The organism is Peribacillus sp. SRI_006 (genome assembly GCF_057586375.1).
Genome location: NZ_JBYCZT010000009.1, coordinates 177,257 through 190,705, shown reverse-complemented (window position 1 = coordinate 190,705; position 13,449 = coordinate 177,257). Strand labels below are relative to the sequence as shown.

Genomic DNA, 13,449 nt, shown 5'->3' with positions numbered 1-13,449 from the left:
TAGAATACGACAAAAACAGGATTGTTTTTGAGAGAGGGTGTAATGATGAATTTTCGTAAAGAATTAAAAGAAAGAATGCTGGTTGGGGAAGGGGCAATGGGGACCTTGCTTTACTCTAATGGCATTGATCAATGTTATGAGGAATTAAACTGCACGAACCCAGATCAAATAGAGTCCATCCATCGAGCCTATCTGGAAGCTGGTGCAGATATCCTTCAATCGAATACATACGGAGCCAATTTCAATAAATTGAAGCGGTATGGACTTGAAGATGAAGTGAGCAGAATCAATCGCCAGGGAGTCATTCTTGCTAAAAAAGCGGCAAAAGGAAAGGCATACGTCTTCGGCACCATAGGGGCACAGCGGAGTATCAGGAAATCGGATTTAAGCATGGAGGAGATAAAACGGGGTTTTCGTGAACAGCTATACAGTCTGTTGATGGAAAATCCTGATGGGATTCTTCTGGAAACATTTTATGACCTGGAAGAACTGGAAACCGTCCTGCAAATCGTTAAAAATGAAACCGGACTGCCGATTATCGCAAATGTCTCGATGCATGAACTGGGTAATCTTCAAAATGGAATCCATTTAAATGAAGCCTTTCAAAAACTCGAGCAATTGGGTGCCGATGTGGTTGGTGTGAATTGCCGCCTTGGACCACATCATATGATTCGGGCCTTGGAAGAAGTGAGTTTGCCAAAGCAAGCATCGATTGCCATTTACCCTAACGCCAGCCTGCCGGATTATGTCGATGGGAGGCTCGTTTATAAAGCTGTACCGGAATATTTCGGTTCTAGTGCCCTGGAACTTCGTGAGCAAGGCGCCGCGATCATAGGAGGGTGCTGTGGAACGACTCCACTGCATATTCAAGCTGTAAAGCATGCAATTGGAAGTTTGGCTCCCGTGAAAGAGAAATTTACGAAATCCCGTGAAATAGAAGTAATTGAAGTGAACGATAGGGAATTGGAACTTCCCCTTTACGAAAAGGCCAAAACGGAACGGACGATTCTCGTTGAGCTTGATCCACCGAAAAAGCTAGGGATAGAGAGTTTCATGACTGGTGCTGAGGTTTTGAAAAAAGCAGGGGTCGATTCCATTACATTAGCGGATAATTCACTTGCCTCACCAAGGATATCGAATGATGCACTGGCTAATTTACTGAAGAACCAATTGAATATAAATCCGATGGTGCATATAACATGCCGTGATCGAAATTTGATTGGCCTGCAGTCACATTTAATGGGTCTGCAGACGGTAGGGCTGAACGAAATATTGATCATCACCGGAGACCCTTCAAAAATTGGGGACTTCCCGGGTGCCACTTCGGTTTACGATTTATCTTCCTTTGACCTGATAAGTATGGTCAAACAATTTAATGAAGGTCTTTCCTATTCCGGTCAAAGTTTGGGTCAACGGGCAAATTTTAAAATTGCGGCAGCTTTTAATCCCAATGTGAAATATCTGGATAAAGCCGTACTGAGAATGGAAAAGAAGATTGCCTGCGGTGCTCAATCCTTTTTGACACAGCCAATTTATTCCGTAGAGCAAATCGAAGAAGTATATGAAGCGACAAAACATCTGGAAACCCCGATTTTCATCGGTATCATGCCCTTAACAAGCACCCGGAACGCCGAATTCATCCATAATGAGATCCCAGGCATCAAATTGCCTGATAATGTTAGAAGGGCCATGGCTCTAGCGGGTGATGACCCTGTAAAGTCAAGGATTGAAGGGGTGAATATCGCGCGGGAACTGGTGGACGCGGCTAGGGAAAAATTCAAGGGCATATATTTAATCACTCCATTCCTTCGCTATGAAATGACGGCGGAACTAACGAAATATATTAGAAAAGTCGATAGTAAACAGACATCAGAGGTGGCAGTACATGAATAAAAAAGCGATTCAAGATCAGTTAAATTCTAAGATTCTCCTACTTGATGGGGCGATGGGAACGATGCTTCAAGCGGAGAATTTGACAGCAGACGATTTTGGCGGGGAACAATTCGAGGGCTGCAATGAATATTTATCACTGACGCAACCGGAAATCATCCAATCCATTCATGAAAAATATTTAGCAGCGGGCGCAGATATCATAGAAACAAATACCTTTGGAGCGACCAGCATCGTCCTTGAGGAATACCAAATAAGTACGATTGCCTACAAGCTAAATAAAATTTCAGCTGAGCTTGCCGTTAAAGCTTGTGAAAAGTATTCCAATGATGAATGGCCAAGATATGTAGCTGGCTCGATGGGCCCCACTACAAAAACGCTATCTGTAACGGGCGGAACGACTTTTGATGTTTTAACAGATTCTTATGAAGAGCAGGCACTGGGTCTCTTGGATGGCGGGGTAGACTTGCTGTTGGTGGAAACCTGTCAGGATATGCTTAATGTCAAGGCTGCCTTTTCTGGAATCAAAGCAGCATTCGCTAAAACGGGAAAAGATGTGCCTGTCATCATATCAGGAACAATCGAACCGATGGGCACGACACTTGCCGGCCAGTCCATAGAAGCTTTTTATTTATCGGTTGAACATATGAAGCCCGTAGCTGTCGGCCTTAATTGTGCAACAGGGCCGGAATTCATGATAGACCATATCAGGACACTTGCAGATATATCAAATAGCGCCATCAGCTGTTATCCGAATGCCGGGCTCCCTGATGAAGAAGGCCACTATCATGAATCACCTACATCCCTGGCAGAGAAAATGAAGCAATTTGCCGAAAAGGGATGGGTCAATATCATTGGCGGATGTTGTGGCACGACACCAGAACATATTAAAGAACTTTCCAGGGTACTCGAAGGCATGAAGCCCCGTACAATTATGGAAGCTGCCCATGGTCATGCCGTATCAGGGATAGAGCCGCTAATTTATGATGATTCAATGCGTCCTTTATTCGTAGGGGAGAGAACGAATGTTATCGGTTCCCGAAAATTCAAGGAGCTGATACGTGGAAAGCATTACGAGCCAGCTGCCGAAATTGCACGTAACCAGGTAAAGAAAGGCGCACATGTCATTGATATCTGTCTTGCCGATCCTGATGGGGATGAGCTTGGCGACATGAAGGAATTTGTAGAAGAGGTCGTCAAAAAAGTGAAAGTCCCGTTGGTCATCGACACTACGGATGAAGTCGTACTTGAACAAGCATTAAAACATTCACAAGGAAAATCGATCATAAATTCCATAAACCTTGAAGATGGTGAAGAGCGCTTTGAAAAAATAGTACCCTTAGTCCATCAATATGGTGCTGCCGTTGTCGTAGGAACCATTGATGAAATTGGGATGGCCGTCGATGCTGAACGAAAATTGGAAGTGGCTACGCGGTCTGTGGATTTGCTCGTCAATAAGTACGGTCTAAACAAAAATGACATCATTTTTGATCCGCTGGTATTTCCTGTAGGCACTGGGGATGAACAATATATTGGATCTGCATTGGAGACGGTGAATGGAATAAAGGCGATTAAAGAAAAGTTTCCGGAATGCCTAACGATACTTGGAATTTCCAACGTTTCTTTCGGTCTGCCGGCGAGGGGAAGGGAAATATTAAATGCCGTTTTCCTTTACCATTGTACAAAAGCGGGTCTCGATTATGCTATCGTGAATACAGAAAAACTTGAACGTTTCGCCTTGATACCGGAAGAGGAAGTGAAATTGGCGGAGGCACTCCTGTTTGAAACATCAACTGAAACTTTAGCGATTTTTACCGAATTTTATCGTGGAAAAAAAGCGGAGAAGAAGGATGATGGTGTGATCCTGCCATTGGACGAACGTCTTGGTAACTATATTATCGAAGGAACGAAAGAAGGATTGATTGATGATTTAAATGAAGCGATAGAGCGCGGTGATACCCCATTGGAAATCATCAATGGACCATTGATGGATGGGATGAGTGAAGTGGGGCGGCTGTTCAATGACAACCAACTTATTGTCGCAGAGGTGCTTCAAAGTGCAGAAGCGATGAAGGCGGCTGTAGCTCACCTTGAACCACTTATGGAAAACGCTGAAGATAGTGCTAAGAAAGGGAAAATCCTGTTGGCGACCGTCAAGGGAGATGTGCATGATATCGGGAAAAACCTAGTGGATATCATCCTTTCCAATAACGGCTATGAAGTCATTGATTTGGGAATAAAGGTCGCACCGCAACAAATCATTGAAGAGGTTCGAAAACATGAGCCAACCATCATTGGCCTATCTGGGCTACTTGTCAAATCTGCACAGCAAATGGTTTTAACCGCGCAGGATTTAAGGCAAGCGGGAATAGATACCCCAATTTTAGTTGGAGGGGCAGCATTATCCCGTAAATTCACCGATTTTAAAATTTCACCTGAATATGAAGGGCCGGTTTTATATTCCAAAGATGCGATGGATGGTTTGGCGGTAACGAATATTTTACATGACGCCGACAAAAAAGTGGTGTACTTGGAAGAGTTGGTCGAGAAACGAGAAAGATCGAAAGCGAATGCCGCCATTGCTGCCACGTTGGAAAAACCTGTTCGTAAGCAGTCCACAGCGGCTCCTTTAAGCGATGTTCCTGTTCAAACACCGCGTGACATCAAACGACACGTCCTGAAAAACTATCCATTGGATGTCGTCCAGCCATATATAAATAGGCAAATGCTGATTGGTCATCATTTGGGGTTAAAAGGCAAAGTTACCGAATTGCTTAAGCAAGGGAATGAAAAAGCAGTGCAGCTCAATGATCTCGTAGACGAATTGATCGAATTCTTAAAGACGGAACCGGATTATGGTTTGAATGCAGTTTATCAATTTTTCCCTGCTCAAAGCGAAGGAGATAAGCTATTTATATACAACCCGGACAATCATCATGAGGTTTTGGAAACTTTCGAATTCCCCCGGCAAGATACTAATCCGCATCTTTGTTTAGCGGACTTCGCAAAACCGATTTCCTCCGGGCAAATGGATTATGTTGGTTTCTTCCTGGTCACTGCCGGAAAAGGAATCAGAAAATGGGCAGAAAAACTGAAACTTGAAGGTGATTTCTTGAAAAATCACGCCCTTCAATCACTTGCTCTTGAAACAGCTGAAGGGTTCGCGGAAAGAATCCATCAATTAATGCGGGATGATTTAGGTATAAGCGATCCGATTGATATGTCCATGAAAGAGCGGTTTGCAGCTAAGTACACCGGGCAAAGGTTTTCATTTGGTTATCCTGCTTGTCCTAATCTGGAAGACCAGGAGAAGCTATTCCGCCTGTTGCAACCTCAAGATATTGGCGTGGAATTGACTGAAGGATGCATGATGGAACCAGAGGCTTCCGTTTCAGCCATTGTTTTTGCACATCCTGAAGCCCGTTACTTTAATGTCGATCGATAACTTCATTTAATAAAGGCAGCGGTATTTTTTACCGCTGCCTTATTGCGCATGAAACCCCTTAACTGGTACACCTTAATGGTCAAAAGGAAGGGGATGCAGCACCTATGAAGAAGATGCTAAAATTAACTCTTGCCATGGCGAGTTCTCTCATTATTATTTTGTCTGATGTGGATGTGCAAAACATTCAAGTACATGCAAATGCAGTTATTCCTGAAGAGATGACACCGTTGCTAAAAAGTAAGGCGAATCAGAAAATCGCCTATTTGACCTTCGATGACGGACCATCCTTGAATACCATGGAGATATTGAATATTTTGGACCGCTATCATGTTAAGGCCACATTTTTCGTTAAAGGTAACGAAGAACCATACGCAAAGAGTTGTTATCAGGAAATGATATCCCGCGGTCATTCGATCGCCCTTCATTCTTATACACATGATTATTCCATCGTTTATCGGTCGACTGAGAATTTCTTTCAAGATTTGAATAGGCTTGAAACCATGCTGCAAGAGGAGTATGGGATAAAAAGCCGTATTGTGCGCCTTCCTGGCGGCTCAAATAATCGGCTGCGGCATCAGGCGTCAACGAAACCAATCATCAATGGAATCCTTCAACAACTAAAGGAAAAAGGGTATATTTATTTTGATTGGTCCATTGACTCGACAGATGGCTTCAGTCCGTCAATAAGTGAACAACAAATCATTTCTGCTGTACAAAAAGGGACGAAAAATCAAAAGCATGTTAATATCTTATTGCATGATATCAATAGTATGAAAAATACAGTGAAAGCGTTGCCTGATATAATTGAATTCCTTAAAAAAGAAGGATATACCTTTGATACTATTGATGAGACTACGCCGAAAATGCAATTTAATTGATGAACACATTGTTTAACTATAGTAAATTAAGGTATAGGATATTGAGATTACAATGCGAAAGGATTTATCGTCTCTATGATGCCATCATTGTTTTTATCACATGGAACACCGCTATTAGCTTTGGAAAAGAATAGCTATACTCTTTTTTTGAAGGAATATATGCAAACTATGAAGAAACCTGCTGCCATCGTTATTTTGTCAGCACATTGGGAAAATGAAGATCAAATGATTTCTGCAGTGGGGAAGCATGAAGTCATTTACGATTTTGCTGGATTTCCTGAAGAAATATTTCAGATAACATATCCTGCGAGGGGATGCCTGGAGCTTTCAGATCGAATTTTAACCTTATTGTCCAGGATAGATGTATTGGGGGAACTTGATGAAAGGCGCCCCCTGGATCATGGAGCATGGGGGCTTTTGCATATCATGTACCCAGAAGCTGATATCCCGACCGTATCTATGTCCATTAGTCCTTCGCTGCCATTGGACAAGCAGTATGAAATTGGGAAAGCATTGAGGGAATTAAAGGAAAATAATGTCCTGATCATAGGAAGCGGTGGAATTGTCCATAATTTCACACATATTCAGGAAGATATGCATGTTGCAGAGGGATGGGCAATCGAGTTTGAGAACTGGGTCGAAGAAAAAATCATGAAATGGGATTTGCAATCTTTGTTCAATTATGAAAATATCGCCCCTTACAGTACAGAGGCTGTGCCCTCCAAAGAGCATTTCATTCCATTGGTCATCGCAATGGGCTCAGGGGATGACAATAAAAAAGCGGCTCTTCTGCACAGAAGCTTTCAATATGGCAATCTAAGTTTAACAGCTTGGAAGTTTGAGTGAGGTGAAAGGGCTTTCAAACTAGTTAAATTTACCTGAAAAATAATCATTATACAAAAATACAAAAATCTTTTTTTAGCGAAAAAAAGACTTAAATGAGCAAAAAAGACAGTTAAAAGCGATTTTTGACGAATTAAGCAGAAATATAGTTGAAAAAAGGTTGTATAAAGTGGTTTAACCTTTGGATATTTCGACAAAAACATGTTAATATAACATCTGAAAACGTTTTATCCTTTAAAATTTTATTATTCAATAACCAAAGTTATTTATTATATATCTTATATATATCCTATATTTGGGGAAAATTAGAAGAAAGAAATTTGGGGATGGATAAAACGGAATGAAAAAAATTATGAGAAAAATTTGGGGGTTTACAAAATGACCATCAATGATTCTAAGGTATTAGACCACTGGAAAGCTTTTTCGGGTCCAAACCTTGGGTATGTCATGGAGCAATACGATTTATTTCTAGCCAACCCGGAAGAAGTGGATCCGGAACTGAAAAACTTTTTTGAAGTAGCAGGTCCTCCTTCATTCGATGTATCGGCAGAAACAACAACTGTAAGTGCATCAACTGTACAAACTGGAGAAGTTCTTCCAATGAAGAAAATTATGTCTGCAGTGAAGTTAGCTGAAAATATCCGTGCATACGGGCATCTTGCTGCAAATATTTATCCTTTAAAAGAAGAAGCTTTGGACACTGAACAAATTCACTTTGAAAAATATGGCTTGACTGCAGATGATTTAAGGAAAATACCGGCTGACTTTATTTGTCCGGAATCACCTGAAGACGTGAAAGACGGATACGAAGCCGTACAATACCTAAAACAACTCTATACAAAAACGATAGCCTTTGAATTTCATCATGTTAATGACTTGGATGAAAAGCAATGGCTTACTGATATGGTCGAATCTGGAAGCATGTTCCCGGAAGTGGGAAAAGAGAAAAAAGAACTATTACTTAAACGATTGAATGAAGTAGAAGGTTTCGAGAAATTCCTTCACCGCACATATGTAGGGCAAAAACGTTTCTCAATTGAGGGACTGGATGCTATGGTTCCGATTTTAGATGAAATGATTTCACAAACTGTCCAAAACGGAACGGGTAATGTGAATATTGCCATGGCTCACCGTGGACGTTTGAATGTGCTTGCACATGTATTAGGAAAGCCTTATGAGGTCATTTTCTCTGAATTCCAACATTCACCGAATAAAGATTTGGTTCCTTCCGAGGGTTCAACAGGCATTAACAATGGATGGACAGGTGATGTTAAATACCATTTAGGTCTGGATAAACAGATTACAAAAGCTAATATACAAAAAGCAAGGATTACACTTGCCAATAACCCAAGTCACTTGGAAGTAGTCGGTCCAATCGTGGAAGGGTATTCTCGTGCGGCTCAAGAAGACCGTACAGAAAAAGGATTCCCTGTGCAAGACATTTCCAAATCTCTTGCAATCCTGATTCATGGTGATGCTGCATTCCCAGGTGAAGGAATTGTACCTGAAACGTTTAACTTAAGCCGTTTACGCGGTTATCAAGTTGGCGGCGCAATCCATATCATCGCCAATAACATGATCGGTTTTACAACGGAAAGTGAAGATTCACGTTCAACCTTATATGCTAGTGATTTGGCAAAAGGCTTCGAAGTGCCGATCGTGCATGTAAATGCAGATGATCCAGAAGCATGTATGGCTGCTGTGAACCTTGCTAACCTATATCGTGAAAAATACAACAAGGATTTCTTGATCGACCTGATCGGTTACAGACGTTTCGGCCATAACGAAATGGATGAGCCATTGGTGACTCAACCTGAAATGTATGCATTAATCCATAAGCATCCAACCGTAAAAGAGCTTTATGGGAAAAAACTTATTGAATCCGGCGAGTTCACTGAAGCTGAAGTTAAAGCGATTGCTGAGCAAGTGGATACAAGGCTTGCAGATGCATATGCGAAAATTTCCGGAAATAAACCGGAAGCTTCCAAAGAGTGTAATCCTCCTGGGATTATTGAAAAAGGACTTCCAGCCATTGAAACGGCAGTTCCGAAACAAGAACTTGTTACAATTAACGAAGAGCTTGTTAAATGGCCGGAAGGATTCACCCCTAATAAAAAATTAGGAAAGATCCTATCACGTCGCTTGGATTCCTTTGGTCCTGACGGAAAAATCGATTGGGCACATGCCGAGACATTGGCTTTTGCATCGATTTTAAGTGACGGCACGCCAATCCGTTTGACAGGACAAGATTCAGAGCGTGGAACATTTGCACAACGTAATATCATGTTACATGATAGTGTTAATGGAAAAACATATTCACCACTTCACACACTTGAAACTGCCAAAGCTTCATTCGCTGTTCATAACAGCCCGCTTACGGAAACGGCAGTTCTGGCTTATGAATATGGTTATAACGTTTTTGCACCTGAGACACTTGTATTATGGGAAGGCCAATTCGGTGACTTCGCTAATACAGCACAAGTGATCTTTGACCAATTCATCGCTGCTGGCCGTGCAAAATGGGGTCAAAAATCAGGTCTTGTCATGCTGCTTCCACACGGTTATGAAGGACAAGGGCCAGAGCACTCAAGTGCACGACTGGAACGCTTCCTTCAATTAGCAGCTGAAAACAACTGGACAGTTGCTAACTTAAGTTCGGCAGCTCAATACTTCCATATCCTTAGAAGACAAGCTAAGATTTTGGATCAAGAACAAGTACGTCCGCTTGTCATCATGACACCGAAGAGTATGCTTCGTAATCAGGTGATGGCTTCTACAACAGAAGAATTCAGTGAAGGCGCGTTTGAATCATTCGTAGAAACCAAAACTTTGGGCAAAAAACCTAAATCGGTTGAACGCATTGTTTTTGCAACAGGTAAATTGGCGGTTGAACTTCGTGAAAAAGCGGCAACTGAAAAAAATACGGATTGGTTGCAAATCATCAGTATCGAAGAAATTTATCCATTCCCATTCACTGGAGTTCAAGAAGCCCTGAAAAAATATACAAATCTTAAAGAAATCTTCTGGGCTCAAGAAGAACCTAAAAACATGGGTGCTTGGACATTTGTTGAACCTCGCCTAAATGCAGCGGCTCCTGGCAATCTTTCAGTAACATATATAGGAAGGAAGCGCAGATCAAGCCCGGCTGAGGGAGATCCACTTGTCCATAAAAATGAACAACAACGGATTATGACTCAAGCAATTACACGCAATAATGAGGGGGAGAAATAAAATGGCTGAAGTAAAAGTACCTGAATTAGCAGAATCAATTTCTGAAGGATCTATTGCGCAATGGTTAAAACAACCCGGTGATCACGTTGAAAAAGGAGAATATGTCCTTGAACTTGAAACGGATAAAGTGAACGTTGAAATCATTTCAGATTATACTGGTACACTTTCTGAACATTTAGCAGAAGAAGGCGATACTGTCCAAGTCGGACAGGCTATCGCCATCGTTGATGAAAATGGATCAGCTGCAGCAGCTCCAAAAGCGGAAGCTCCTAAGGTTGAAGAAGCTAAAGCAGAACCAGTTAAGGCTGAACAAGCGGCTCCTGCTAAAGAGGCTCCTAAAGCAGAAGCGAAAGAATCATCATCCACTCAACAAGTTATTGCATCACCAGCTGCAAGGAAATTGGCTCGTGAAAAAGGAATTGACTTGACTCAGGTGCCTGTAGCAGATCCACTAGGTCGTGTACGTGTACAAGACGTAGAAGCAGCAAGTAATGCACCTGCAGCAGCTCCAAAACAAGCTCCTGCAGCTAAACAAGCAGCAGCTCCTGTTGAAGTGAATGATGACCGCATTGAAGTGGTTAAAATGACACGCCGTCGTCAAACCATTGCCAAACGTCTAGTTCAAGTACAATCAGAAGCAGCCATGCTTACAACTTTTAACGAAGTCGATCTTTCTGCAGTCATGGAATTGCGTAACCGCCATAAGGATTCTTTCGTGAAAACAAATGATGTTAAACTTGGTTTCATGTCATTCTTCACTAAAGCGGTCATTGGCGCATTGAAAAAATATCCGTTATTGAATGCTGAAATCCAAGGCGACCATATCCTGAAAAAGAACTTTTATGATATCGGTGTAGCAGTATCCACTGATGAAGGTCTTGTCGTTCCAGTTGTAAGGGATGCTGACCGCAAAAGCTTTGCTGAAATAGAGAAGAACATTTCGGATTTAGCTGTTAAAGCGCGTAACAACAAACTGGGACTTTCAGATTTATCAGGTGGTACTTTTACCATCACTAACGGAGGGACTTTCGGTTCCCTATTATCAACACCAATATTGAATGCCCCTCAAGTTGGGATTTTGGGCATGCATACAATCAAGACTCGTCCAATCGCTGTTGGAGACCAAATCGAAAACAGACCAATGATGTACCTTGCATTATCTTATGATCACCGTATCGTAGACGGAAAAGAAGCTGTTGGTTTCTTGGTGGCCATCAAAGATATGCTTGAAGATCCAGAACAACTTTTACTTCAAGGCTAATAAAATAATACTACCCCCCTGTCATCTTGACATGGGGGTTTTTTTGTTGAACAAGAAAGGATATTTTCATAGAAAAAAAGATAATGAAATTCAAGAAAGTTCATCTCTAATAAAAATGAATGTTTTTGAATGTATTTTTGGATGAATTTGATTATTTTTAAACGTTTATGATTGATTATTCTTTCATTTTCATATATGATGATGATATTAAAGTGAGGTGGGCGAATTGTTGACAACTGAAAGGCATCAGTTCATCTTATCGATCCTTAAAGAACAAGGAACGGTAAAGCTGCAGGAGCTTGTAGATCAGTTACAAGCCTCGGAGTCGACCATTCGGAGAGATTTAGTGCAACTCGAAGAAATGAAGCTCTTGAAACGCGTGCATGGCGGGGCCTCTTTACTGCAAAGAAAAGGCCTTGAGCCAACAACTATGGAAAAGCAATACAAAGCAAAAGCTGAAAAACAACTTATAGCAAAGCTGGCGGCTTCATTCATAGAGAAAAATGATTGTATATATCTTGATGCAGGCACGACAACTGCCGAAATGATTCCTTATTTAAAAGATAAAAATATAACGGTGCTGACAAATGGTCTTATGCATATTCCAAAACTCATCGAATTGGAAATCAAAACAGTGTTAGTTGGCGGAATGATAAAGTTTTCGACAAATGCAATTATAGGAAGTAATGCTGTACAGTTTTTGAATGAATACCGTTTTGATAAATGTTTCTTGGGAATGAACGGCATCCATCAAGAATTGGGTTTCACAACACCAGACCCTGAGGAAGCCCTGCTGAAGAAGATGGCATTACGTCTCTCTAACGAGACCTACGTGCTTGCTGACAGTTCAAAACTTAATGAAGCTACTTTCGCCAAGGTGGCAGATGTAAGCGATGCCATTATCCTTACTGACAGCAATGATGAAGAGGCTGTTGCTCACCTTCAAAAAAATCCAAAGGTAAAGGTCGTGACCATTTAATGATTTATACAGTGACACTCAATCCATCCATCGATTACCTGGTCGAAGTGGAGAGCTTTCAAATGGGCAAGGTGAATCGAACCAGTTATGATGCAAAATTCCCTGGAGGGAAAGGGATCAATGTTTCCCGTGTGCTAAAAAGGCTGGGAAATAGTACAACAGCGTTAGGATTCATCGGTGGACAAACAGGTGAATTTGTAAAAAGGTTTTTAAGACAGGAAGAGATTTTCACGGACTTTACAGAAATAGCTGGAGATACAAGAATTAACATTAAATTGAAAACAGGGCTTGAGACCGAAATAAATAGCCAAGGGCCAGTCATTTCAAAAGGGAATTATCAACAATTATTTAGTCAGATTGAACAGTTGAACAATAATGATATCCTCATTTTGTCAGGAAGCATCCCTCCAAGCGTTCCTTCGGATGTATACGAAGCCATGGCAAGGTCTTGTACCCATAATGGCATTAAAGTGGTGGTGGATACGAGTGGCAAGGAATTACTGAATGTCCTTCCACACCGGCCATTTTTAATAAAGCCCAATCATCATGAACTGGGTGAGCTTTTTTCCAGGGAAATAAGTAACATTGATGATGCTAGGGAATATGGCGCTAAATTGGTTGAAGCAGGAGCACAAAACGTTATTGTCTCAATGGCGGGACAGGGTGCCGTGCTTTGCTCGGGTGGAGAATCATATTCCGCAAATGTTCCAAAAGGGAACGTCATCAACTCAGTGGGTGCCGGTGATTCCATGGTCGCAGGTTTCATCGGGACATATGAAAGGACAGGGGATATTCTATCTGCTTTCCGCTTCAGTCTTGCGGCAGGAAGTGCTACAGCCTTTTCATCCGATCTCGGTACATTGGATAAAATTGAAGAGTTATTACCGCAAATTGCTATCAATCAACTAACAGGAGGCTGACT

Annotated in this window: 8 protein-coding genes; all 8 read left to right on the top strand. The window is 41.6% G+C overall.

Going from position 1 to position 13,449, the window contains the following annotated elements:
- Positions 1 to 45 precede the first annotated feature (45 nt).
- Positions 46 to 1,893 (top strand): bifunctional homocysteine S-methyltransferase/methylenetetrahydrofolate reductase, encoded by a 1,848-nt coding sequence (locus AC2YHV_RS14945; RefSeq protein WP_057277364.1) that lies wholly within the window; start codon positions 46 to 48, stop codon positions 1,891 to 1,893.
- Positions 1,886 to 5,335, top strand: a complete 3,450-nt coding sequence (gene metH / locus AC2YHV_RS14940; protein WP_328145057.1) for a methionine synthase — start codon at positions 1,886 to 1,888, stop codon at positions 5,333 to 5,335. Before AC2YHV_RS14945 ends, metH begins: the two co-directional genes overlap by 8 nt.
- A gap of 104 nt (positions 5,336 to 5,439) precedes the next feature.
- Entirely contained in the window at positions 5,440 to 6,213 is a 774-nt protein-coding gene (locus tag AC2YHV_RS14935; protein WP_487373518.1) for a polysaccharide deacetylase family protein, read from the top strand.
- Positions 6,214 to 6,288: 75 nt separating this feature from the next.
- Entirely contained in the window at positions 6,289 to 7,059 is a 771-nt protein-coding gene (locus AC2YHV_RS14930) for a dioxygenase family protein (RefSeq protein ID WP_034307426.1), read from the top strand.
- A 375-nt stretch (positions 7,060 to 7,434) separates the two neighbouring features.
- The gene (locus AC2YHV_RS14925; RefSeq protein ID WP_063575910.1) at positions 7,435 to 10,287 is read left to right on the top strand and encodes a 2-oxoglutarate dehydrogenase E1 component; all 2,853 of its coding nucleotides are present in this window, start codon (positions 7,435 to 7,437) and stop codon (positions 10,285 to 10,287) included.
- A gap of 1 nt (position 10,288) precedes the next feature.
- The gene (gene odhB / locus AC2YHV_RS14920) at positions 10,289 to 11,548 is read left to right on the top strand and encodes a 2-oxoglutarate dehydrogenase complex dihydrolipoyllysine-residue succinyltransferase (RefSeq protein ID WP_487373517.1); all 1,260 of its coding nucleotides are present in this window, start codon (positions 10,289 to 10,291) and stop codon (positions 11,546 to 11,548) included.
- Between the two features lie 226 nt (positions 11,549 to 11,774).
- Entirely contained in the window at positions 11,775 to 12,527 is a 753-nt protein-coding gene (locus AC2YHV_RS14915) for a DeoR/GlpR family DNA-binding transcription regulator (protein ID WP_487373516.1), read from the top strand.
- Entirely contained in the window at positions 12,527 to 13,447 is a 921-nt protein-coding gene (pfkB, locus tag AC2YHV_RS14910) for a 1-phosphofructokinase (protein ID WP_487373515.1), read from the top strand. The genes AC2YHV_RS14915 and pfkB overlap by 1 nt, the downstream gene beginning before the upstream one ends.
- The last annotated feature ends 2 nt before the right edge of the window (positions 13,448 to 13,449 follow it).